The sequence below is a fragment of the Symplocastrum torsivum genome (assembly GCF_059505465.1).
Genome location: NZ_JCACKQ010000045.1, coordinates 111,829 through 136,595 on the forward strand (window position 1 = coordinate 111,829; position 24,767 = coordinate 136,595).

Below are 24,767 nucleotides of genomic sequence, written 5' to 3' on the forward strand. Positions count from 1 at the left end.
ATGGACAATAGAAAAAATATTGAAGACATTTATCCCCTGTCGCCTACGCAGCAGGGCATACTCTTCCACACCCTCTATACACCCAAGTCAGGAGTATATGTCGCTCAGATTAGTTGTACCTTTAGCAACTCCCTCGATGTTTCACTGCTAAAGAAAGCTTGGCAGTTAGTAATAGAGCGACATCCAGTATTGCGTACCTCTTTTCATTGGGAACGTCGCGACCAACCCTTTCAGGTTGTTTATCGGTCTGTAAACTTGCCTTGGGAGCAGTACGATTGGCAAGAAGTTTCGTCAACTGAGCAACACGAGTTGTTAGAGAATTTCCTAAAAGGCGATCGCAAACGGGATTTTGACATCAACAAACCACCGTTGATGCGACTGACGCTGATTCAACTCGCTGAGGATAAGTACAAGTTTTTCTGGAGCAAACACCATCTGATTCTAGATGGGTGGTCAACAGCCGTAGTTTTCAAGGACGTTTTTGATATTTACTCAGCACTACAACAAGGTCAAAATTTGCCATTGCTCCCCAGCAGACCTTACGCAAATTATATTGCTTGGTTGCGGCAGCAAGATTTGTCTCAAGCCGAGGCTTTTTGGCGGCGTACTCTCAAAGGTTTTACTACACCTACTCCCTTAAAAGTAGAGCGAAATTCTGGAGACTCCCCTAGCGGACAGGAAGACCAGGATGAGCAGCAAATCCAACTATCTGAAGCGACAACATCTGCCCTCAAGACTCTGGCGCAGCAGCATCAGCTAACTCTAAACACTCTCGTGCAAGGAGCCTTCGCTTTACTCTTGAGTCGTTACAGTGGCGAGGAAGATATCCTGTTTGGGGCAACTTCTTCGGGTCGTCCGACAGACCTAGCGGGAGTTGAGAATATGGTGGGTGTTTTTATTAATACCCTTCCAGTACGAGTCAGCGTTCCTTCTGAGGAGTTTCTTCTACCTTGGCTAAAGAAACTACAAGCTCAACAAATCGAGGCTCGACAGTATGAGTACAGCCCCTTAGTAGAAGTCCAAGCCTGGAGTGACATACCACGGGGGATGCCGTTATTCGAGAGTATTTTGGTTTTTGAAAACTACCCTGTGGACTCTTCCTTAGCGCAGCAAAGCGAAAGCCTGGATATGCGGGAATTTCGTTTTGTGGAATCAATAAACTACCCCTTGACTGTGGTGGTAGGGAGTGGTTCAGAGCTGTCATTAGATATTTGGTATGATTGCCAACAATTTGATGCCGCCACGATTACCCGAATGTTAGGGCATTTCCAAACGTTGCTAGAAGGGATGGTTGCCAATCCTGAGCAGCGCCTAAAGGACTTGCAGATATTGACACAAGCTGAACAGCATCAGCTACTGGTGGAGTGGAATCGCACTCAAGCTAACTATTCTCAAGGTCAGTGCATCCATCAGTTGTTTGAAGCTCAGGTAGAACGGACACCCGATGCGATCGCAGTCGTTTTTGAAGGCGAGCATCTAACCTACCGCGAACTGAACGAGCGGGCAAACAAAATCGCCCACTACCTGCAAAAGTTGGGTGTGGAACCAGAGGTGCTAGTAGGAATTTATGTTGAGCGGTCAATTGATTTGGTAGTCGGAATTTTGGGCATCCTCAAAGCAGATGGCGCTTATCTCCCGCTTGACTTAGCCTATCCACCGGAGCGCCTAGCTTTCATTTTGCAGGATGCTCAGGTATCAATCTTACTGACTCAGCAGCAACTGGTGAGGAGGTTGCCAGAACATCAAAACAAGGTTGTTTGCTTGGATACAGACTGGAAAAGTATTTCTCAGGAAAGCCTGGAGAACCCTATCAGTCAGTCCACCGATGAGAACCTAGCGTATGTCATCTACACCTCCGGCTCAACAGGTCAACCCAAGGGTGTCTTAGTCAACCATGCGAATGTCACCCGACTATTTGCAGCCACTCAGTCTTGGTTTCACTTTAATGAACAGGACGTGTGGACTTTGTTTCACTCCATTGCCTTCGACTTCTCGGTTTGGGAACTTTGGGGTGCTTTGCTTCACGGTGGCAAATTAGTAATAGTGCCTTACCTGGTCAGCCGTTCGCCCAGAGACTTCTACAAGTTGTTGTGCCAAGAGCAGGTGACAGTACTCAATCAGACGCCTTCAGCTTTTCGTCAACTGATGCGGGAAGAACCGTCTTCAGCTAATACGGACGACCAAGCGGCGGGTTGTCCTGCCCAAAATTTTTGCTTGCGCTTGGTTATCTTCGGTGGAGAAGCGTTGGAACCCCAAAGTTTGAAACCCTGGTTTGACAGCCACGGCGACCAGTCTCCTCAGTTAGTGAATATGTACGGCATTACAGAAACTACCGTACATGTGACTTATCGCCCCTTGACGGCAGCAGATACTGGGGCGTGTTTTCAAACTTCCCCGTCAGATTCAGCTCCCCCTAAATCCCCCTTAAAAAGGGGGACTTTAACTGAATTCTCTCCCCTTACTAAGGGGGGCTGGGGGGGATCTCCAGGCAGTGTTATCGGTCGTCCGATTCCAGACTTGAATATCTATTTGTTGGATAAACACTTCTCACCAGTGCCAATTGGCGTTCCCGGTGAATTGTACGTTAGTGGTGCTGGCGTGGCGCGTGGCTATCTGAATTGCCCAGAACTGACTACTGAGCGGTTTATTTCCAATCCCTTTAGCACAAATCCGAGCGATCGCCTTTATAAGTCCGGTGACTTGGCACGTTATCTACCAAATGGAGAGATTGAGTATCTAGGGCGCATTGACGATCAGGTGAAGATTCGGGGCTTCCGCATCGAGCTAGGGGAAATTGAGACAGTCTTGGGTCAATACTCCAATGTGCGGGAAACGGTAGTTTTGGTTCGGGAGGATCGACTCGGTGACAAGCAGTTGGTCGCTTATATTGTCCCCAACTCCGAGCAAGCCCCCACAAGCAGCGAACTGCGAAACTACCTAAAAGGGCAAATGCCTGAGTATATGGTGCCATCGGCTTTTGTGATACTGGAGGCGCTGCCGTTGACGCCTAACGGTAAAGTGGATCGTCGATCGCTACCCGCACCCGACACACTCAGACCGGAACTGGACGAGGCTTTTGTTGCACCTCGCACGCCTGTAGAAGAGTTATTGTCTGGCATCTGGTCTCAAGTTCTGAACCTCGAACGGGTTGGCATCCATGACAACTTTTTCCATTTGGGTGGACACTCGTTGCTGGCAACCCAAGTGATGTCCCGCTTGTATAAAACCTTCCAGATAGAGTTACCCCTACGCTGTTTGTTCGAGTTACCTACTATTGCTGGATTAGGAGAGCAGATTGAAACAGCGATAAAGGCTGGGTCAGGACTAGCCGTTCCGCCTCTTGAGCCAGTTTCACGAGACAAAGCCTTACCCCTGTCCTTCGCCCAACAACGGCTGTGGCTGCTCAACCAATTGGAGCCTAACAGCCCTTTATACAACGTTCACGCCGCTGTACGCCTGACAGGTCTACTCAACGTCACAGCACTGGAACAAAGTTTCAACGAAATTGTTAGGCGTCATGAAGTGTTACGAACTCGGTTTGTTGCAGTCGATGGGCAACCGTTTCAAGTCGTTGAACCTGCCTCAACTTTGACCTTACCAGTGGTACATTTGCATTCGCTCCCTCCCACAGAACGAGAAACTAAGGTTCAAAATCTGGCTCAAGAAGAAGCAAATCGACCCTTCAACTTAGCCGAGTGTCCATTACTGCGATGCTTGCTGCTGCAACTCGATGAAAATGAGTACGTGTTACTACTCACTATGCACCATATCGTTTCTGATGCTTGGTCTGTAGGAGTACTTATCCGAGAGATAGGAGAACTCTATAAAGCGTTCTGTGCTAAGAAGCCTTTACCACTAACTGAACTCCCTATCCAATATGCAGACTTTGCTGTTTGGCAAAGGCAGTGGTTGCAGGGGGAGATGCTAAAGACCCAACTAAACTACTGGAAGCAACAACTAGAGGGTGCTCCTCCTCTACTGCAATTACCGACAGATAGACCGCGACCGACACTTAGAACGTTCCAGGGTGCAGCGCGATCGCTTATCTTACCAAAGCCCTTAACCGAGGACATCAAAAACCTCAGTTCCCGCGAAGGAGTAACCCTGTTCATGACCCTTTTAGCAGCATTCAAGACCTTGCTGTACTGCTGGAGTGGACAAGACGATATCATAGTAGGCTCGCCGATTGCCAACCGCACGCGATCGGAACTTGAGGGGTTAATTGGATTTTTTGCCAACACCCTAGTTCTGCGTACTGATTTGTCTGATAATCCTAGTTTCCGGGAATTGCTAGGTCGAGTACGCGATCGCACTTTAGAAGCTTACACTCATCAAGATTTACCGTTTGAGAAACTAGTAGAAGAATTGCAGCCTGAACGGAATCCGGGCTACAACCCACTATTCCAAGTGTGGTTTGTCCTCCAAAATACTCCTACACCATCCTTAAATCTGCCAGATTTGAATATCGCTGCATTAAATATTGACAGCGACAGGGCAAAGCACGATTTGAGGCTTGAGCTAGAGGAAAGCGAAGAAGGTCTTAAGGGTTCATTGGGCTACAGAGTAGACTTATTCAACCCAGAAACCATCGCTCGCATAGCAGAACATTTTGAACTACTTCTGAAACAGATTACTACAAACCCCAATACTAAGATAAATAGTCTCGCAGAAATCCTTGCTGAAGCCAATAAACAACAACAACTCATCCAAGAAAAAGAGATTGAAAAGGCTAGTCGGCAGAAGTTCAAAATGACTAAGCGGAAGTCTATCAGTAACGTTTAAGTTCATTCTAAGTAAATAACTGAATCATGAAAGATGCAGAAATCAACCAATCTAGTATCAAAAAACTAGGAGCATTCAAGCGGCAAGTCATCAGCATTGCTCAAGAAGACTTGGTAAAAGCAGAATATCTAGAGCCAGGTAAACTATTACCTCTAATAGTTGAGCCTTCTATAAACGGTTTAAATCTTACTGCTTGGGCTGAGAACAATCGACCGTTTATCGAAACCAATTTACTAAAAAACGGCGGTATACTTTTCCGAAACTTTCAGGTCAATGGAGCCGCTGATTTTGAGAATTTCATTAAAGCTCTTTCTGGGGAGCTATTAGAGTACTCTTATCGCTCAACACCACGCAATCATGTCAGTGGCAACATCTACACCTCAACCGAATATCCAGCCGAGCAATCCATTCCGTTACACAACGAAATGTCCTACTCCCGCAACTGGCCTATAAAAATTGGCTTTTACTGCGTACAACCTGCACAGCAAGGAGGAGAAACACCGATTGCTGACAGCAGAAAAGTTTTTCAGCGCATCGATCCAACCATCCGAGAAAAATTTAGACAAAAACAAGTCATGTATGTACGAAACTACAGACATGGACTCGATCTTTCCTGGCAAAATGTTTTTCAAACAACCGACAAATCTGAGGTAGAGCATTATTGCCGCAACAATAGCATTGAGTTTGAATGGTACGACCAAGATAGTCTAAAAACACGCCAAATTTGTCACGCGGTTGCCATGCATCCCAAGACGGGGGAAGACGTTTGGTTTAATCAAGCCCATTTGTTTCACGTATCAAGCTTAAACTCCGCTGTTCGAGAAGGTCTTTTTGCTGGGTTCAACGAGGAAGAATTACCACGTAATGCTTATTACGGTGACGGTTCGCCAATTGAAACCTCAGTATTAGACGAAATTCGTGATATTTATAAACAAGAAGCCATTACTTTTGTCTGGCAGACAGGAGATGTATTGTTACTTGATAATATGTTGGCTTGTCACGGTCGGAATCCATTTGTCGGTCTCCGAAAAGTCTTAGCAGGTATGGCAGAACGGTTTGGCAAATAAGTCAAAATAACCAAATTAATCAGCAGAATTTAGAGCATAAATTAAAAACAGAGGTATTACTATGAAAAATGAAATCATTGAGGGATATCGACTTTCTCCTCAACAAAAGCATCTGTGGTCATTGCAACAATTTGATGCAACACTACCTTACCGCGTTCAGTACGCTATTCTTATCGAGGGAAATCTCGATCCAAAACGTTTAGAACTCGCCTTAGAGAACGTTGTCAATCGACATGAGATTCTTCGTACAACCTTCCGCTGCTTACCAGGAATGACCATTCCTCTTCAGGTCATCACTGACAGCAGTACCTTATCAATTCATTATCACGACTTAAGAAGTTTAGACACTCAAGAACAAGAGGTTAAATGTGACACCCTCTTTGATGAAGTACTTCAACGACATTTAACTCTTGAAGATGGGATATCTTTCTATGCATCTCTAGTTATTCTATCGTCTCAAAAGCATTATCTGATTATTAGTCTTCCTGCTCTTTGTGCCGATATAGCCACCCTCCTGAATTTAGTAAACGAAGTTATCAACTCATATGCTACAAATCATAAAAATGGACAATTATTAGATAGACCTACTCAGTATGTTGATATTGCTGAATGGCAAAATGAACTCTTAGAATCAGAAGATACAAAAACAGGAGTAGAGTTTTGGCAAAGACAGAACTTTGATGCTGCTTTTTGCTTAAGGCTACCTTTTGAAAATAAATTTGATGAAATAATAGATTTTCAACCTAACTCTCTGAATCTCAGATTCAATCACGATTTAGTATCAAAGATAGAAGTACTGGCTGAGAAGTATAATAGTTCACTCTCTGTATTTTTATTGACTTGCTGGCAGATTCTGCTATGGCGTGTTACCGGACAGCAAACGATTATTGTAGGTAGGGCTTTCAATGGCAGAAAATATGAGGAGTTAGAGCAAGCGCTAGGTTTGCTTGCAAAACATTTACCGATAACTGGTCATCTAGAGAGGAAACTAAAGTTCAGTGAAATTATTAAGCAAGCTGACGAATCAGTTAGTGAGTGTTACAAGTGGCAAGAGTACTTTGATTGGGATAAAGTGCTCAATTTAACTGAGAATAACCAAGAGCCAGCATTTTTCCCCTTTAGTTTTGATTATTCAGAACAGCCTGAAATTTATTGCACTAATGAACTGTCATTCTCAGTTGATAAGCAGTATGTGTGTTTTGACCGATTCAAGGTTAAACTCTCCTGTCTCCGCCAAAATGATTCTATAACCGTAGAATTTCAATACGATTCATCTTTATTGGATGTAGAAACTATTGAACGCTTGGCGAGTCAGTTTCAGACGTTGTTAGAAAGTGCTGTCAAACATCCCGAAGTAGAAATCGGAAAACTAGAAATTCTCAAGCCTAGCGATCGCAAACAACTATTAGTCGAATTCAACCAGACGCACGCCGATTATCCGCTAGATCGTTGCATCCATCAACTCTTCGAGGAACAAGCAGAACGCACACCAGACAGTGTTGCTGTTGTCTTTGAAGACCAGCAGCTAACTTATGCTGAACTAAACAGGCGATCTAATCAACTGGCTCATCACCTCCAGCGACTGGGAGTTAAACCAGATGTGTTGGTGGGACTGTTTGTAGAGCGTTCTCTCGACCTGATTATAGGACTCCTCGGTATCCTCAAAGCTGGCGCAGCCTACGTTCCGCTAGACCCTGCTTTACCCAAAGAGAGTTTAGCGTTTAGGTTACAGGATGCCGGAGTATCGGTTCTTTTGACTCAACAACAGTTAGCCGAAAAGCTTTGCGATCGCACAGCGCAGGTGATATGTTTAGACACCGATTGGGAGGTTATCGACCGAGAGAGTCAAGAAAATCTTAGCAGCGACGTTAAATCAGAGAATTTAGTCTATGTTCTGTTCACCTCTGGCTCAACAGGTAAACCCAAAGGCGTTGCTGTCGAGCATCGGCAACTGCTTAATTATGTAAATGCGATCGCAGAAAAGCTAGACCTTTCCGTCTGTACCAGTTTTGCCACCGTTTCCACCTTTGCCGCCGACTTAGGCAACACAACTATTTTCCCTTCTCTATGTAGTGGCGGGTGTCTCCATGTAATATCATCTGAGCGTGCATCCAATCCAGAAGCACTAGCCGACTATTTTCAACGCCATGCGATCGACTGTCTCAAGATTGTTCCATCTCACCTTACCGCTTTACTAACCTCTTCTAATCCCAAACGCATCTTGCCTCGGCAACGGCTAATTCTTGGTGGTGAAGCTTGTAGTTGGACGTTGATTGAGCAAATTCAACAATTAACCCCACAGTGTCAGATTTTCAACCACTACGGGCCAACAGAAACCACCGTAGGCGTACTAACCTACCCAATAACCAACAATCCATCCGCTACATCTACCCCCCTTAAAAAGGGGGGCAAGGGGGGATCGAAATTTACTGCCACTGTTCCGATTGGTCGTCCCATTGCAAACACCCAAATCTATCTGCTGGACTCTGAGGGGCAACCCGTCCCCATTGGCGTACCAGGAGAATTACATATTGGCGGTGCGGGAGTTGCCAGGGGCTATCTAAATCAATCTGAACTGACTGCCGAGAAGTTCATTAATAACCCCTTCTTAGAGAGTGATGAACTAGAAGAAAATTCTTCAATTCAAAACTTAAAACTCAAAATTCAAAACTCTTATTTGTATAAAACTGGAGATTTAGCCCGTTACTTACCAGACGGAAACATTGAGTTTATCGGGCGAATTGACAACCAAGTCAAAATTCACGGCTTCCGCATAGAGCTAGGTGAGATTGAAGCCGCCCTAAGACAACACCCTAGCATCAGCGAAACCGTAGTCATAGCGAGAGAGGACGAACCAGGCAGAAAACACCTCGTAGCTTATGTTGTCCCTAACGAACAACCTAAAAATCCAAAATCCAAACTCCAAAATCTAAAATCGAGCGACCTGCGCGGCTTCCTACAGGAAAAGTTACCCGAATACATGGTTCCATCAGCGTTCGTGCGGCTGAAAGCTCTACCCCTGACACCAAATGGTAAGGTAGACCGCCAAGCACTGCCAGCCCCGGACATGGCTCGATCTAATTTGGAAGAAACATTTGTCGCACCTCGCACGACGGCTGAGAAAATTCTGGCTGAGATTTGGACTCAGATTCTCCAACTTGAAACGGTAGGAATCCACGATAACTTCTTCGAGTTGGGTGGAGATTCCATCCTCAGTATGCAAATTATCGCCAAAGCTAACCAGGCTGGTCTGCAACTGTCCCCCAAGCAACTGTTTGAGCATCAAACTATTGCCGAACTTGCAGCCGTGGCTGGCACGAATCGAACGATTCAAGCCGAACAGGGTCTAGTGATGGGTTCAGTGCCGCTTACCCCCATTCAACACTGGTTCTTTGAACAAAATCTTCCCGATTCGCACCACTGGAACCAGGCTGTTTTGCTGGAAGTGCAGCAAGCGATCGCTCCGGTACTATTAGAGCAAGCGCTGCAGAAATTGCTCGAACACCACGATGCTCTACGCCTGCGCTTTGTTCGCCAGGAATCGGGGTGGCAGCAGGTTAACGCCAGTCCTGACGCAATCGTGCCGTTTACCCACGTCGATTTGTCAACCGTGTCAGAGATAGAGCAAGAATCTGCTATCTCTGACGCTGCTACCAAACTCCAAACCAGCCTAAATCTCTCCTCAGGGCCACTGGTGCAAGTGGTTCTGTTTGACTTGGGTGCATCTAAGAATGTATTTGAAAAGTCACCTAATCCCCCTAACCTCCTCACTAAAGCTCCGGCTTCCCTACAAGGGAATGGAGGAACTGGACTCCCCTCTCCTAAGAGGAGAGGGGCTGGGGGAGAGGTTAAGCCCAGTCGCCTGCTGATTATCATCCACCACCTAGCCGTTGATGGCGTTTCCTGGCGAATTTTGTTAGAAGACCTCCAAACCGCCTACCAGCAAATTAACCAAGGCGAAGCTATCCAACTACCACCGAAAACTACTTCCTTCAAGCATTGGGCGGAACGATTGCAGGAGTACGCACAGTCAGCAACACTCCAGCAAGAGTTGGACTACTGGCTGGCTGAGTCTCGTCAGCAGATTGTTCACCTACCGATAGACTTTCCTGGAGGCAACAATAGCGTAGCTGAAGCTTGCACAGTATCGGTAACTCTCAGTCGGGAAGAAACCCAAGTGCTGCTACAAGCAGTACCAGCAGCATATCAAACCCAAATCAACGAGGTTCTACTTGCAGCGCTGATGCAAGCGTTCGCTCAGTGGACAGGTGAACGTTCTTTGCTTATTGATCTAGAAGGTCATGGACGGGAAGCAATTTTCGATGATGTAGATTTGTCGCGGACTGTCGGCTGGTTTACGACCATCTTCCCCGTATTGCTGGATATTGAGGAAGCTTCTAGTCTGAGAGATGCCCTGAAGGCAGTCAAAGAGCAGTTGCGGCGTATCCCTAATCGAGGCATTGGCTATGGCGTGCTGCGATATCTCTCAAAATCCTTGCAACTACATTCACCGAAGGCTGAAATTCGGTTTAACTATCTGGGTCAGACTGACCAGATATTCCAAGAGTCATCTTTGTTTAAACCCGCTCAAGAGTCCTGCGGAGTGGCGCGCAGCCTGCGGGGAAACCGAAGCTATCTGCTAGATATCAATGGAATTGTTGCAGAAGGGCAACTACGACTGGATTGGACGTACAGCAAGGCAATTCATCGTCAAGCCACGATTGAACGGTTGGCTGAGAGTTTTATAGAAGCGTTGCGGGAATTGATTAACTGCTGCCAGTCCCTTGAGGCTAAAGGGTATACTCCTTCTGACTTACCAAAAGCATCTACCCCAACGGGTAAGGTAACTGTTGCAGCTTTAAACGCTGAAGCTGTACTCGACCCCAGCATCTACCCTGATACATCATTTGAGCCTACAACTGAGCCATCTCATATCTTCTTGACTGGAGCAACAGGCTTTGTAGGAGCGTTTTTACTCTACGAACTCCTCCAACAAACTACGGCTGATATTTATTGCTTAGTCCGTTCCCCCAATGCCGAGTTAGGGAAAAAGAGACTTCAAAGCCATCTCGAATCCTATTTGCTCTGGGATGAATTGCTAAGCCGCCGCATTATCCCCGTTGTGGGGGATTTGTCTCAGCCGCTTTTGGGTCTTTCTGAAGAGCAGTTTCAAGTTATGGCTGGCAAAGTTGATGCCATCTATCACAATGCTGCATCGATTAATCTCATTCATCCTTACTCTACTCTCAAGGCAGCGAATGTTCTGGGAACGCAAGAAGTGCTGAGGTTAGCTAGTCGCATTAGAGTGAAGCCCGTCCATTACATTTCGACCCTTAGCGTTTTGACTTCAGCGAGTCATGCTGAAGTTAAGGGGATTCAAGAACTTTACCGCTTTAACCACAGCCAAGTGCCATCGGGGGGCTATGGTCAAACTAAATGGGTTGCTGAGAAGTTAGTCGCCACTGCAAGAGATCGCGGATTGCCTGTTTCTATTTATAGGCTGGGGCGCGTATCGGGACACAGCCAAACGGGTGTCTGTAACACCAACGATCGCCTTTACAGAATGCTCAAAGGCTTTATCGAGCTTGGATTTGCCCCAGATGTAGATACAACAGTGGATATGACTCCTGTGGACTATGTGAGTAAAGCGATCGCTCATTTATCCAAGCAAGAACAATCCTTCGGCAAGATATTTCACCTATCTAATCCTCATCCCATCCGCTCATTCGAGTTGTTTAACTGGATTGGCGAATTTGGCTATCCTATCCAATTGATGTCTCATAATCAGTGGCAAGCCGAGTTTCTCAATGCTGCGGAGCGTTTCTCAGATAATCCTCTGTACCCACTCATCCCGTTTTTTGCTGGAATGGAAAGCGATCGCACCAGCACTCAAGACTCTTTAGAAAAAACCTCAAACTCAGCCGCATTAAAGTTTAATTGCCACAATACAACCGAAGGACTGACAAATACCTCAATCGTCTGTCCGTCAGTCAATTCTGAATTGCTCCAGACCTACTTCTCTTATCTCATTCAAAGCAGTTTTCTTCATGCCCCACATGTAAGAAATATGTCGTGTTAGCTGACAAAAATTTCCAGTCCATTTTAATGGACTTCAGCTATGAGCTAGGGATTTGAATCCCTGGCGGATTACAGCGTAGTTACAACCTCTAAAACTAACCAACATTTACCTCCATAACCCTAAAATGCAAACAACAGACAGCACAATTTCACGCCAACAAAAGTATCTACATGAACTAATTGAACGCTACACTAAGCGGACAAAAACCTCCAAACAACTCACCCAAACCTATCGTCCAGTTCTCGCAGATATTAGAGCCTCCGAAGGGTTTAGCCTCCCCTTCAAAGAACTTTTCTATCCCATCGTTGCCCAGCGCTCTCTTGGCTCCCGAATATGGGATGTGGATGGAAATGAATATATTGATATCATGATGGGCTTAGGAGTTAATCTCTTTGGTCACAATCCGCCCTTCATAAAAGAAGCCCTAGAAGAGCAACTTGAGAAAGGCATACAAATCGGCCCTCAATCAGAATTTGCTGGTGAAGTTGCAGAGTTGATTTGCGAACTCACAGGAATGGAGCGAGTTGCGTTTAGCAATACGGGTACAGAAGCGGTGATGACGGCGATACGATTAGCACGATCGGCAACAAACCGCAATAAAATTGCGTTATTTTCAGGCTCTTATCACGGTCATTTTGATGGAACATTAGTTAAAGCAAAAACAATAGATGGAAATCTACAGATAGTTCCCATTGCTCCAGGAATACCCCCATCTGTTGTAGAAGATGTTTTGGTTTTAGAGTATGGAAATCCTCAGTCACTCGATGCGATCGCAGCCCACAAGCAAGAATTAGCCGCTGTTTTAGTTGTACCTGTACAAACAACACGACCTGACTTACAGCCCAAAACATTTCTCCATCAACTGAGACAATTAACTCAAGAATCAGGAATCGCCTTAATCTTTGATGAAATGGTAACAGGCTTTCGCATTCATCCGGGTGGCGCACAGGCATGGTTTGGCGTTGAAGCCGACTTAGCCACTTATGGAAAGATTGTCGGTGGCGGTATGCCGATTGGAATTATTGCGGGAAAGGCTGCCTATATGGATGGCATTGATGGCGGTATGTGGAATTATGGCGATGCCTCCTATCCTCAAGCGAAAACAACATTTTTTGCAGGCACTTTTTGTAAGCATCCACTCACAATGGCTGCTGCACGATCTGTCCTTAAGCATCTAAAAACTCAAGGGTCTACTCTTCAAGAGCAATTGAATCAACGCACATCGCAGTTTGTTGCAGCCCTAAATAATTGCTTTGTAGAAAATGCATTGCCTATCCGCATGGCGAATTTTGGCTCACTCTTCGGTCTTGCTTCCTCAGGAAGTTCTGCCCCTTCGGAAAATTCTACATCTTCGCAGAGCATCGAGTTGTTACGCTATCACCTACTCGAAAGGGGAGTTTATCTACTCCGAGCGGGTGGTTATCTATCTACAGCGCATACCGATGCAGATCTTGACTACATTGTCCAAGCGATTAAAGATAGTGCAGAACAACTACGAAATGCAGGCTTGTTACCTCCGCTTTCTCCTAAATTGCCACACTAAACAACTGCAATGACAACGACATCAACCTCTAGCTCTTGGGTAACTTGTCCCAAGCAAAATCCTCAGGCAAAACTGCGACTATTTTGTTTCCCCTACGCTGGTAGTGGGGCTTTGAGTTTTCGCACTTGGTCTGATAGTTTGCTATCAACTGTCGAAGTTTGTCCGATTGAACTGCCTGGACGAGGAAGCCGACTGATGGAATCTCCGTTCACTCAGCTTTCTGCTCTCATCCCAGAACTCGCTTGCACCCTGCGTCCTTACTTAGACAAACCTTTTGCATTCTTTGGTCACAGTTTGGGGGGACTCGTCAGCTTTGAACTGGCTCAGCAACTCGGCAGAGACTATGGATTAAGTCCAGTTCACTTATTTGTGTCCGGTTGCCGCGCTCCTCAAATACCTACTCCACGCCCACCCATCCATGCTTTGCCGGAATCAGCATTTCTGGATGAACTGCGCCGACTCAATGGCACACCTGAAACGGTTCTAGAGAACGCTGAACTGATGCAGTTACTTCTTCCTGTTCTGCGGGCAGATTTTGCCTTGCTTGAAACTTATGTGTACGCTCCCAAACCACCGCTAGATTGCCCCATCTCTGCCTTCGGGGGCTTGCAAGATCGAGAGGTCAATTGCGACGAATTAGAAGCTTGGCGGGAGCAGACAAATGCAGCCTTCTCATTACAGATGCTTCCTGGCGATCATTTTTTCCTGCACTCAGCGCGATCGCTTTTACTACAATCGCTCTCTAACAAACTGCATCAGACCGAGCTTAGTTACGACTCAAGAAGCTAAAGGCGTTTCTTGTTCCTTGTAAATGTCATCTTCTCTGTTAATGAAGACTTCAGACAATGCCTGATAAGCTTCTGTCCAAGCAGCCATCACTTCTTCTGTAGCGGCTTCCCTCAATACATCCTTCATCGCTTGCAGTAAGCTCTCTCCTACAATAAAGTACTCTTCCGGTAAGACCTGAGTCTGCACATGGCGATGAGCAATCCTTTCAACCATTGACTTTAAAGCAGGCTGATTGTCAATTTGGCTGGCATAAGTATAGATAGCTGTTGCCAATTTTACAGGTTGAGAACCATCAGCTTGAGCCGACATATCAAACTTGTTTCTTACCTGTGGGTACTTCTGAAACATAATTTGATACATTCGAGTCGTGATTTGTTTCCCTTGATTTTTTAAGATGGGTGCTGTGGACTTGACGATCTCGATTGTTTTTTGGCTAACCATATTCAGAACTTCTCATTTAGTGAGCTTCGGTTCATCGCGGTTTTGTTTACCGCTTTGTTTCTAAGCCCAATATAGTGAGCATTCCGAATGACTTCTATGAGCTAGCTCAAACAGCAGAGCTAATCAAAGGATATCAGCGGTTCCTCAGCTTCACTCGCCGACCAATTGGCACACACATCGGCGTTCCCACGACTGGATCTGGCACAATCCGACAATCTAACTCAAACACCTCTCGTACCATTGCTTCCGTCATCACCTGCTCTGGTACTCCTTGAGCAATAATTTGCCCCTGTCGCATTGCCACTATGTTATCGGCATAGCGACAAGCTTGGTTCAAGTCGTGCAGCACCATGACAATCGTTCGTCCCTCACTCTGGTTCAACTCATAAAGCAAATCCAACACCTCGACTTGATGGGCCAAGTCCAGAAACGTTGTCGGTTCATCGAGCAAGAGAATAGGCGTATCCTGAGCTAATGCCATGGCAATCCATGCTCGCTGTCGCTGTCCTCCTGAGAGGGTGTCGAGCGCTCGGTCTGCCAACTCGATCATTCCTGTAGTCATGAGTGCCTTTTCGACAAGACACTCATCGTCTTTCGACCACTGCTGCAACCAATTCTGATAGGGATAACGACCTTGAGCCACCAAATCTCGAACGGTCAAACCTTCCGGAGCCACTGGACCTTGAGGGAGAATCCCCAGTCGCTTTGCTACAGCTTTTGTAGATAGCTTGAAAATGTCAGCACCATCGAGATAAACCGCGCCAGCACGAGGTTTCAGTAACCTTGCCAGTCCCCGCAACAAAGTTGACTTACCGCAGCCGTTGGGGCCAACCAGGGTAGTAATCTTTTCTAGAGGAATTTCCAGGTCAAGGCTCTTGATGATGGATACCCCATCATAAGCTAGAGTCAGCTTGCGAGTTGAGAGTCGGTTCATAGGGTGCATTGGTCGGTTCATCACTTGCGGTTGCGGATTAGTAGGTAGAGAAAATAGGGCGCACCAACTGCTGCGGTAATCACGCCGCAGGGAATCTCGATGGGTGCAAAGAGTATCCGCCCCAACCAGTCTGCCAGCACCACTATCAGTCCACCCATCAGTGCCGCTGTGAGCATCAACCCTTCATGATTTGGCCCAACCAACTGACGCCCCAAGTGCGGTGCCATCAAGCCGACAAGGCTAATCGTGCCTGCCGTGGCAACTGCTGCACCTGCCATTGCCGCACTCGTCAGCAATAGCAAATTCCTCTGCCACTCAACCTGCATTCCCAGTCCTCTAGCGATGTCGTCTCCCAGAGAGATTATGTTGAGTTGTCTCGCCCACACTAACGACAGTGGCACAAACACAGCCAGCCAAGGCAGCAATGATCTGAGGTGTTCCCAACTGCGTCCGTAGACACTTCCTGCTAGCCAAACCAATGCCTGAGTGACACTATCGATTTCACCAAAGGTAATCAGTAACGTTGTCAACGCGCTGATGACAGCAGCAATGCCGACACCAACCAAAATCAGACGGATTGGGGAACTACCCTTGTCCCATGCCAGTAAGTAAATGAAGATAGCGACAGCCAACGCACCAACGAAGGCAGACACAGGCAAAGCAAACAGGGGAACATTTGGAAACAGAACAATCAGGGCGACGGCAGCTAAACTCGCACCCGCATTCACGCCAATTATCCCCGGTTCTACCAGGGGATTGCGCGTTAAACCTTGAAGAATGGTGCCGGAGATACCTAATGCTACGCCAACACCGAAGGCAACTAGCGTTCGGGGTAAGCGTAGCGTGTTGATAATAAAGGGGTAGTCCGGGTTAGCTGTGGGTAATCCCACGAGAGTTTTCAAAACTTCCAAGGGTGGGATGGGATACTCGCCCTGTCCTACACTCAGTACCATTACTGCAAGAATGACCGCACCGAGTACCAACAGTGTCGATGGAACGTGTCGCTCTAGGCGGAAAGACAGAGGTAACTGCCAGGGACGAATGACCAGCCAGCTTTTTCTCATCGCTTTACCTTCCACCGAGCAAGATAGATGAAAAATGGCGCACCGACAATAGCCGTCATTACTCCTACAGGTAGTTCCTGTGGTCGGATTAGCAACCGCGCCCCAATATCGGAGATGAGCAGTAATATGGCACCAAAAACAGCACAATAGGGCAAAATCCAACGGTAATCCACGCCGATGAGAAAACGGACGATGTGGGGGATGATAAGACCAACAAACCCGATTGGGCCTGCGATCGCAACAGCACTCCCTGCTAGCAAAACGATACTCACAGCCGCGAGTACTTTCACCCACACGGTTTGTTGACCCAAGCTGCGGGCGACATCCTCACCTAGAGTAATGGTGGTGATTTGTTTGCCTAAAGCGAATGCGATCGCTAATCCGATAATGATGTAAGGCAATACTTGCGACAATAAGGTGAAATCGCTACCCGCTAAGGAGCCAGCCAGCCAGAAGCGAATTTCATCGAGTGTCCTCTGGCTGAGGATGAGGATGCCAGTCATAAGGGAATAGAACAGAGCCGTGAGAGCCGCACCTACTAGGGTGAGGTTGAGCGGGGTGAGTCCTCCACGACCGAGAGAGCCGAGAAAATAAACGCTAATGGCACTAGCTGTTGCACCGAAGAAGGCACACCCAGCATAGACACTTGGAGAGGAGGTGCCGAAGAGGAAAATGGCGATTACTACGGCTAGAGCAGCCCCCCCATTGATTCCCAAGATTTCAGGGTCAGCTAAGGGGTTACGAGTTAAGCCTTGCATGAGCGCACCAGCGACAGCTAAAGCGGCACCGACTAAAACGGCAATTAGCGATCGCGGCAACCGTACAGTGTAGATAATCAGATGGTCGGTAGAGCCATCAAACGCTGTGAAAGCGTCATAAATCGTGCTAAGGGGAATCTTAGCTGCGCCCAAAGTAATGCTCGCCACCAAAAGCGTTAGCAGAATTAACAAACTCAGTGCCAAACCGATTAGGAGTAAGGGACGCACTCGTTTTATACTTGACCCATTTGTAGTAGCGCTCTCGATTGCCAATCGCTTCTTTCCTCAATCGTTGTCGATAATAAGGGAAACTATTGTTGAAGTTCCCCATTATTCCAATTGCCTTCCACACGGGTTCCATCGGCAAAAATGTAGACACCTTGCCCCTGCCTCTGGCCGTTGCGGAATTCTCCTTGAAAGCTGTCTCCACTGGAATACTTGCAGGCTGCTTGACCGTTTAACTGACCCTCGCTAAACTTTCCTTCACAGCGATCGCCATTGGCAAACGTGTAGACCCCAGTACCGTTGAACTTCCCGTTACTAAACTCGCCCTCGTAACGATTTCCATTGGCTTCGGTGAAGACTCCTTTGCCATTAAATTGACCATCACTAAATTGACCTTCGTAGCGGTTTCCATCGGCGAAGGTGTAAACTCCTTGACCCTGTGGCTTACCGTTGCTAAATTCCCCTTCGTAGCGATTCTTGTTGGCGTATTCCCGGACACCTTTACCGTTAAATTGACCATTGCTGAATTGACCTTCGTAGCGCCCCCCTTCAGCAAAGGTGTAAACCCCTTGACCATTAGGCTGACTATTACGCAGTTCGCCTTCATAGCGGTTCTTGTTGGCGTATTCGCAAACTCCTTTGCCGTTGATTTGACTGTCGCTGATTTCTCCAGAGCAACGATCGCCATTCGCTAAGATGAAGGTTCCCGTGCTGCTGGGATTGCCATCCGTGAATTGTCCCTCGTAACGACCCCCATCGGCTCTAATGTAAGCTCCCATGCCGTTGGGCTGACCGTCACGAAACTCGCCTTCGTAGCGATCGCCATCTGCGTATACCCGAACACCTTTGCCACTCGGCGTGTCATCGGTGAACTCTCCTTCGTAACGCCCTCCTTGAGCAAAGGTGTACACTCCTTGACCTTGTTTCTTCCCGTCTGTGAAATTGCCTTCATAGCGATCGCCATTGGCGTATTCGCAGGTGACTTTGCCGTTAAGGCTACCGTTGGTCATTTCCCCTTCGCAACGTCCCCCATCGGGTAACGTCACGACGGCTGCCACTGCTGGCAGTGAATTACTGATTACGCCTGCAATCTCTAAGCTTGAAGCAATTAATAGGGTTATTCCGAAGCGCCTGATTGTCCGCAGCATAACTCTGAAAAACCTCTAAACTCCTTGATTTGGTGAACTCTTGCTGGTTGTTGTAATGTTTATGAATCACATCTGGCTTGACTAAAGGCAAATCGACATTAGTAGCGTCTATTAAGCTTATTGGGCAGGTACGGAGAGCGGAACTTCTTCCTGTTGTTCCTGACGTTCCCGTTCAAGCTGTTCTTGACGCTCCTGTTCCTGTCGTTCCTGTTCCTGACGTTCTTGACGCTGCTGTTCCTGACGCTCCTGTTCGAGTTGCGATTGGCGTTCCTGTTCCTGACGTTCCCGTTCAAGTTGCGATTGGCGTTCCCGTTCCTCGCGTTCTTGTTCAAGCTGCGCCTGACGCTGCTGTTCTTGACGTTCTCGTTCGAGTTGTGCTTGGCGTTCCCGTTCTCTCTGCTGGCGTTCGCGCTCGTTCTGTGCTTGACGTTCACGGGCTTGACGGTCAAAATCAGACCCTGCGAGCGTAAAGTTAATCGTTACTCGAACCGCAACGCGCCTTCCGCCTTCTGGTTTTGTAAACTTCATCTTTCTCGCAGCAGCGATCGCAGCTTCCCTAATTTGACTATTACCGCTACCTTCTGCGATTGCCGAATCAACGACATTGCCACTTTGATCCACCACAACCCGGACAACTGCGTTACCTTCTTTGCCATCCAGGATGGATGGATATTCAGGCGGACAGCCACTAATGCAACTCACTCCTCCTCTTCCAGAACCAGTCCCAGAACCAGTCCCAGAACTGCCTGGGACACCGTTTCCTGACCCTGGTCGTGGGGGTGCTGAACGATTAGCTGCCACCGCTCCGCCTGATGTAGGGTTAGCAATGGAATCGCCACCACCAACTGAAGTAGTTTCAGAGGAACTCCCACCACTGAAACTCTCTCTAAATTGCCGGGAGTCCGGGGAGGAACCTTGAAGTGCCTGGGAAGCACCCCTTGGTCGTGGAGGTGCTGAACGATTTGTTGCCACTGCTCCTGGGGATGCGGGGTTAGCGTTTGAGCTGCCCTCACCTGGAGATGCTGTGGGTTGGGAGGAACTGCCGCCCAGTCTTTCTCTAATTTGCCTAGCAACAGTTGAGGCATCTGAAAGTAGTCCAGAAACCCCTGTTGGTCGTGCGGGTGCTGAGCGATTCGTTGCCACTGCTCCTGGGGATGCAGGGTTGGACTCTGAGGAGTCATCCGTTGGTGATGCTGTTGATTCTGACTGAGTGGGTTCACTCAAGCGTTCTCTAACTTGCCTCGTGTCTGAGTCAGTTTGAAGCGGTTGAGAACTTCGATCTGGGCCCGGAGGTGCGGAGCGATCGATTGCTACCGACTCCGGTGGTGTAATAGGGGCAGGTTCTGAGGATTTAGAAGTCGGTTCCTGGGGAGGTGTGATAATGGGTCTGGGTTCCGTTGTCGGTTGAGTTGGCGGAGCTAGTGCGGCTGGTGCAGGTGGCGCGACGGGTTGAGGCGGCGCTGCTGGTAGATTGGGTACTGGTTGGGTCACCGCTCTTTGAGGTGCTGCGGGAGCTGAGGGTGCGGGTTGAGCTTTTTGTGTGAGAGGTACTGTGGGGATTGTGGGTTGAGGTATCGGAGGCTTGGGAGCCTCAGTTTTAATGGGTTGCTGTGGCGTCGGCTCCGGCTTTGGAGTATCTGTTAGCGGTTTCTCTTCGGTATCTGGTTCTTCAACCACGATGATTTCAATCGGATCATCGGCAAGTTCCGGCTGTTTCGCCCACAGCCAGCTTATGCCGAAACCAAGTACCACATGAAACACGGCTGAACCGACAAGGCTAATTGTCAGGAACTTCTTGAGAGCCTCTTGTTCCTTCTCGCGTTGCTCGATGCAGAAGCTTGAAATGCTCATGCCCTAAACACTTTCCCTAATTACCGGAGCGCATACCGTCTGAATCGCTCCACATTATTGCATATAAGTTGCATTAAGTGTTAAACCATAAAATGACTGAGGTGTTATTGTCAAGAAAAACAACTTGAGGCATTGCGCCAGGAGCGTTCGGCAAAAACCGAAGAATCACGACGCTTGTATTCTTTAATACCTTGACAAATAATTTCAAATCCGTTGCTCCTGTTGAAATATTTGAAGCTCAAGCACTTGACGAATGATCGCAATAATATGCTATAGGTTCAAGCCCTATTTCCATCCCTCCCCGGACACGCTGTCAAACTTCGCTCTTTAGCGCCTTCTGAAGGCTTTCAGGTAATGTCATCCCCTGCTTGGTTAAAATCTTTTTCATTAAGTCGCATGTAGTAATATGGCTTTGCGACGCCTGTCAAGTAAGAGACTTTAATGCAGTTGCAACGGATTCCAAGGCAAAAAGTGGCTTAAAACCAGATATAACAGCAGTTTTAGCCTTCAATTCGTTGCTGAAAACTTTCTCGCCACTCCCCAATACGCAAGATTTTTTCACCGGGATACTTGACAATGAGGACTATTAGCAATAATTCTATTGAAAAGAATTCTCAGCTTGTTCTCGCCCAGTAAGCCGAAAAACTGGCTGAGCTTTTTGAGTCACTATTGCCAGAAAGTGCATGCCAATTATCACGTTTTTTAAGGCAGGTGGAATTGTCGCCTGGCCTTTACTCTGTTTTTCCTTAGTGGCAGTTGCCTTGATTGCCGAACGGTTAATATTTTGGTTTCGGGTTACTCGTCGCCAACAGCGAGTTGTCCGTGAGGTTTTGAAGCTCTACCAGCAAAACCCAAACATTGCTATCAACTATCTACGGCAGAATGCCGATCTGCCTATTGCGAAAATTTTCCTCGAAGCCTTAGAACTCGATCGCCCCAACCCAGAAGAGTTCCGCCTCGCCTTAGAGAGTGCAGCACAGGCGGAACTGCCAACGTTGAAACGGTTTAATACCGTGTTTGATACGATTGTCAGCATTTCTCCACTGCTAGGTCTGTTGGGAACGATTTTGGGCTTAATGACTGCTTTTTCTTCCCTGAAGATTGGTGATGTCGGGGGTAGCCGCACGGCGGGAGTCACTGGAGGGATTTCTGAAGCCTTAGTTTCGACAGTGATGGGGTTAGTTGTAGCCATCTTCACCCTCGTTTTCGCCAACATGTTTCGTGGCTTATATCAACGGCAGCTAGCGTTGATTCAGGAGTACGGTGGTCAATTGGAACTACTGTATCGCCGTCAATACGAGCAAGGGAGAGATGTCTATGCGACTTCCCGATGAATCAGAGAAGCCAGCGGAAATCAACATCGTGCCGATGATCGACGTGATTTTCTCGATTTTGGCGTTTTTCATCATTTCGACGTTGTATTTGACCCGTTCAGAAGGGCTACCCGTGAATTTACCAGGTGCGGCAACGGCACAAAGTCAGCCCAGCACCAAAATTACTGTGACGATTCAGCCGGATGGAGAAATTGCACTCAACCGTAAGCCGATTGAGTTAGAAGCTCTTGAGCAGGAAGTGCGATCTCTTGTAGAACCGAATTCTGAATCGCTCGTGATCGTCAATGCCGATGAAAAAGTCGATCATGGTCGGGTGGTAAGTGTGATGGATCGCTTGCGTCAAGTTGAGGGGGCAAAATTAGCGATCGCAGCCCAGAGACAGTAGTCGCGATCGCTCTCGACTTTATAACCTACATTCTGCCCTTCGAGTGTCACAAACAGTCATCGCCTAATTGCGCTAGGCATTTTGTGCGATCGCTCCTCATACCAGAACTCAACCAAAAAGCGATCGCACTATGCCAAACTCATTCATTGCCAACATCACTCAATTGCCTTAAAACACTCACGCTTGAAAAATAACGGAAAGATTATTCGCTGGCATAGCATAGGTTTCGACTAGCGAAAGATTTTGGGCTTGAGCAACTGCCACCACCTCATCCAGATCCCGCACACCCCACTCCGGGTTTTGCGCCCGAAGACTCTCATCAAAATTAGCATTGCTGGGTGCTGTATGCTTGCCCCCTTGTTTGAAGGGCCCGTAGAGATACAGAACGCCATCCCGTGGAAGAATCCGTCTCGCCCCTGCCAACAATCCGAGACAGGCTGACCAGGGGGAAATGTGAATCATGTTAATGTTGACGATCGCCACAATTGGGTTTCGTTTGAAGTCTATATCCTGCAACGGTTCCGGTAGTTCATCCTGCTCCACATCCCAGATTGGGTCACGGACATCCAGTGCGATTGGGGGATACAAGTTATCCGCAGGACAGTGTTCTCGCCATGCTGCAATACTGCCTCGCGCCAATGGGTTTGGGTCAGACGGAATCCACTTACGAGGCTGGAGTCGGGGCGCAAAAAAGACTGCATGTTCTCCTGTCCCACTAGAGACTTCTAGCACTGTGCCTGTGGGTGGCAGTACTTGTAAAAGTACATTTAGGATGGGTTCTCGATTTCGTTGTGTGGCAGGGGCATACTGTCGGGCATCTAGGGATTCATTCATCTGGGCCGTGTGGATTGGTCGGAACTTAACCATTTTCACTTAGGGTAAGTCCTCTCCAGCTTATTTGCTATTGCGATCGCCCTTTACTAATTAAATCCTCCTTTTGATAGGCTTGAGCCGAAGCAGAAGCAATAATTAGAATTGAATTCAGAAGAATCGCTAAATTTTGAGTAATTTTAGCTCATGGCAGTTTCCGAAAATCGAGAAGCATATATACCCTACCGTCGTACCGATATCATCGATCTTTGCCTGAAAGATGGTCAGTTAAATCCCGCTGATACTGAAACATTTAAAGATTTTTGTCAAATTCTATCTGCTTTCTACCACTTTCGCTTCCATAAAACATTAGAAATTATCAAAGATAACTATGTGATATTCAACCCTAATGCGGACGTTCAACCCCTGAACGAGCCGAGTCTCGACCAGTACGACGAGATGGAAGCGAAAGTAGTTGCTGCGTTCAAGCATATTTTAGAAAGAGCCAACTATATTCCCTTGCCAGAATCGATCATGCAACACGCCTTAGGTAAAAAGTCTCTAATTAACCTCAGAACCCAGGTTGATTTTAATGACTTTGATGATGTTCTCTATTATTACCGGGGTGATACTGATAAGACAATTAAAGTTAAAAAATTCTTCTTCTGGAAGGAAGAAAAGACGATTGATATTTTTGAACGAATTGTTTTATTGATTAAGTTCAAAGGAGCAGGATACTTTCGTGCTAAGAAGCCAAATAAAAATAACTTAGAAGAACTGAAGTTTACTCCGGGTAAAATGTATGTCTACTTTTACAAGAATATCCCGAAGCACGATGTTGACCTACTCTTCCCAAATATTGAAACAAGTATGACTTGGAAGGATCGGCTGCTATTTGGTATTCCAGCTATTGGTGCTGCAGTTCCATTAATTCTAAAAGCATTGCCGAATATTTTATTGCTCATTGCTGCCATTTTGCTGGTGTTCAATGCACCATCCCTGGTGAACTTATTGAATGTTGAACAGGATAAGCTGCGGAATGTAATGCCTATTTTAGTAGCGACCCTATCATTGGCAATGGCATTGGGTGGATTTGCCTTCAAACAATACAGCAATTACAAAAGCAAGAGAATCAAATTTCAGAAAGACATAACTGATACGCTGTTCTTCAAGAACTTAGCCAACAATGCTAGCGTCTTTCAGATGCTTATTGATATCGCTGAGGAAGAAGAATGCAAGGAAATTATTCTGGTGTATTACCATCTCCTGACTAGCCCAAAACTACTCAATCCTGAACAGCTAGACTCTCGAATTGAGACTTGGATGGAGGAGAAATTAGGCACCAAAATTAACTTTGATATTCATGGCCCCTTGGACAATCTGCAAGATATCCGGGGAAGGGTGTTCGCGGATGTTAAAGATGCCGATGCGCCTGAAGTGCCATTGCTGTCCTATGATAACCAGGGATACTGCCACGTTCTTCCACTGAAGGATGCTAGGGTTGTGATCGATTGGGTTTGGGATAATGCCTTTCGATATAACGGAACACCTTTGTAG

The 24,767-nt window shown here is 47.1% G+C and carries 15 protein-coding genes; 8 read left to right on the forward strand and 7 right to left on the reverse strand.

Annotated features, from left to right (window positions below):
• From AC5JL3_RS14240 to AC5JL3_RS14260, 5 genes are all read left to right on the forward strand, one after another.
• Entirely contained in the window at positions 1–4,782 is a 4,782-nt protein-coding gene (locus AC5JL3_RS14240; RefSeq protein ID WP_496075097.1) for a condensation domain-containing protein, read from the forward strand.
• Positions 4,783–4,808: 26 nt separating this feature from the next.
• Positions 4,809–5,849: a TauD/TfdA family dioxygenase gene (locus tag AC5JL3_RS14245; RefSeq protein ID WP_496075098.1), complete on the forward strand. Its 1,041-nt coding sequence runs from the start codon at positions 4,809–4,811 to the stop codon at positions 5,847–5,849.
• 61 nt (positions 5,850–5,910) lie between these two features.
• Entirely contained in the window at positions 5,911–11,928 is a 6,018-nt protein-coding gene (locus tag AC5JL3_RS14250) for an SDR family oxidoreductase (protein WP_496075099.1), read from the forward strand.
• 124 nt (positions 11,929–12,052) lie between these two features.
• The gene (locus tag AC5JL3_RS14255; RefSeq protein ID WP_496075100.1) at positions 12,053–13,471 is read left to right on the forward strand and encodes an aspartate aminotransferase family protein; all 1,419 of its coding nucleotides are present in this window, start codon (positions 12,053–12,055) and stop codon (positions 13,469–13,471) included.
• A 9-nt stretch (positions 13,472–13,480) separates the two neighbouring features.
• Complete coding sequence (locus AC5JL3_RS14260) at positions 13,481–14,260, forward strand: thioesterase II family protein (protein WP_496075101.1); 780 nt, start codon at positions 13,481–13,483, stop codon at positions 14,258–14,260.
• Here AC5JL3_RS14260 and AC5JL3_RS14265 read toward each other — a convergent pair.
• From AC5JL3_RS14265 to AC5JL3_RS14290, 6 genes are all read right to left on the reverse strand, one after another.
• A complete protein-coding gene (locus tag AC5JL3_RS14265) occupies positions 14,249–14,701 on the reverse strand; it encodes a globin domain-containing protein (RefSeq protein WP_496075102.1) in 453 nt (150 codons plus the stop codon). The two genes, AC5JL3_RS14260 and AC5JL3_RS14265, sit on opposite strands and share 12 nt — an antisense overlap.
• Positions 14,702–14,834: 133 nt before the next feature.
• Positions 14,835–15,635, reverse strand: a complete 801-nt coding sequence (locus AC5JL3_RS14270; protein ID WP_496075103.1) for an ABC transporter ATP-binding protein — start codon at positions 15,633–15,635, stop codon at positions 14,835–14,837.
• Positions 15,636–15,655: 20 nt separating this feature from the next.
• On the reverse strand, positions 15,656–16,699 hold the full coding sequence (locus AC5JL3_RS14275; protein WP_496075104.1) for a FecCD family ABC transporter permease: 1,044 nt from the start codon (positions 16,697–16,699) through the stop codon (positions 15,656–15,658).
• Positions 16,696–17,730 carry a FecCD family ABC transporter permease gene (locus AC5JL3_RS14280; protein WP_496075105.1) on the reverse strand — a complete coding sequence of 345 codons (1,035 nt, stop codon included), beginning with the start codon at positions 17,728–17,730 and terminating at the stop codon, positions 16,696–16,698. Before AC5JL3_RS14280 ends, AC5JL3_RS14275 begins: the two co-directional genes overlap by 4 nt.
• A 38-nt stretch (positions 17,731–17,768) precedes the next feature.
• Entirely contained in the window at positions 17,769–18,830 is a 1,062-nt protein-coding gene (locus tag AC5JL3_RS14285; RefSeq protein ID WP_496075106.1) for an MORN repeat-containing protein, read from the reverse strand.
• 117 nt (positions 18,831–18,947) lie between these two features.
• Complete coding sequence (locus tag AC5JL3_RS14290; protein WP_496075107.1) at positions 18,948–20,681, reverse strand: TonB family protein; 1,734 nt, start codon at positions 20,679–20,681, stop codon at positions 18,948–18,950.
• Between the two features lie 683 nt (positions 20,682–21,364).
• Here AC5JL3_RS14290 and AC5JL3_RS14295 point away from each other — a divergent pair.
• On the forward strand, positions 21,365–22,015 hold the full coding sequence (locus tag AC5JL3_RS14295; RefSeq protein ID WP_192219570.1) for a MotA/TolQ/ExbB proton channel family protein: 651 nt from the start codon (positions 21,365–21,367) through the stop codon (positions 22,013–22,015).
• The gene (locus AC5JL3_RS14300; protein WP_496075108.1) at positions 21,999–22,400 is read left to right on the forward strand and encodes an ExbD/TolR family protein; all 402 of its coding nucleotides are present in this window, start codon (positions 21,999–22,001) and stop codon (positions 22,398–22,400) included. The genes AC5JL3_RS14295 and AC5JL3_RS14300 overlap by 17 nt, the downstream gene beginning before the upstream one ends.
• 177 nt (positions 22,401–22,577) lie before the next feature.
• Here the strand turns inward: AC5JL3_RS14300 and AC5JL3_RS14305 are convergent, their stop codons facing one another.
• A complete protein-coding gene (locus AC5JL3_RS14305) occupies positions 22,578–23,234 on the reverse strand; it encodes a DUF938 domain-containing protein (RefSeq protein ID WP_496075109.1) in 657 nt (218 codons plus the stop codon).
• A gap of 183 nt (positions 23,235–23,417) precedes the next feature.
• Between AC5JL3_RS14305 and AC5JL3_RS14310 the strand changes: the two genes are divergently transcribed.
• A complete protein-coding gene (locus AC5JL3_RS14310) occupies positions 23,418–24,767 on the forward strand; it encodes a TMEM143 family protein (protein ID WP_496075110.1) in 1,350 nt (449 codons plus the stop codon).

Excerpts from the sequence above, each read along its gene's own strand:
- AC5JL3_RS14240 (WP_496075097.1), top strand. The coding sequence starts at position 1 with ATGGACAATAGAAAAAATATTGAAGACATTTATCCCCTGTCGCCTACG.
- AC5JL3_RS14245 (WP_496075098.1), top strand. The coding sequence starts at position 4,809 with ATGAAAGATGCAGAAATCAACCAATCTAGTATCAAAAAACTAGGAGCA.
- AC5JL3_RS14250 (WP_496075099.1), top strand. The coding sequence starts at position 5,911 with ATGAAAAATGAAATCATTGAGGGATATCGACTTTCTCCTCAACAAAAG.
- AC5JL3_RS14255 (WP_496075100.1), top strand. The coding sequence starts at position 12,053 with ATGCAAACAACAGACAGCACAATTTCACGCCAACAAAAGTATCTACAT.
- AC5JL3_RS14260 (WP_496075101.1), top strand. The coding sequence starts at position 13,481 with ATGACAACGACATCAACCTCTAGCTCTTGGGTAACTTGTCCCAAGCAA.
- AC5JL3_RS14265 (WP_496075102.1), bottom strand. The coding sequence starts at position 14,701 with ATGGTTAGCCAAAAAACAATCGAGATCGTCAAGTCCACAGCACCCATC.
- AC5JL3_RS14270 (WP_496075103.1), bottom strand. The coding sequence starts at position 15,635 with ATGAACCGACTCTCAACTCGCAAGCTGACTCTAGCTTATGATGGGGTA.
- AC5JL3_RS14275 (WP_496075104.1), bottom strand. The coding sequence starts at position 16,699 with ATGAGAAAAAGCTGGCTGGTCATTCGTCCCTGGCAGTTACCTCTGTCT.
- AC5JL3_RS14285 (WP_496075106.1), bottom strand. The coding sequence starts at position 18,830 with ATGCTGCGGACAATCAGGCGCTTCGGAATAACCCTATTAATTGCTTCA.
- AC5JL3_RS14290 (WP_496075107.1), bottom strand. The coding sequence starts at position 20,681 with ATGAGCATTTCAAGCTTCTGCATCGAGCAACGCGAGAAGGAACAAGAG.
- AC5JL3_RS14295 (WP_192219570.1), top strand. The coding sequence starts at position 21,365 with ATGCCAATTATCACGTTTTTTAAGGCAGGTGGAATTGTCGCCTGGCCT.
- AC5JL3_RS14300 (WP_496075108.1), top strand. The coding sequence starts at position 21,999 with ATGCGACTTCCCGATGAATCAGAGAAGCCAGCGGAAATCAACATCGTG.
- AC5JL3_RS14305 (WP_496075109.1), bottom strand. The coding sequence starts at position 23,234 with ATGAATGAATCCCTAGATGCCCGACAGTATGCCCCTGCCACACAACGA.
- AC5JL3_RS14310 (WP_496075110.1), top strand. The coding sequence starts at position 23,418 with ATGGCAGTTTCCGAAAATCGAGAAGCATATATACCCTACCGTCGTACC.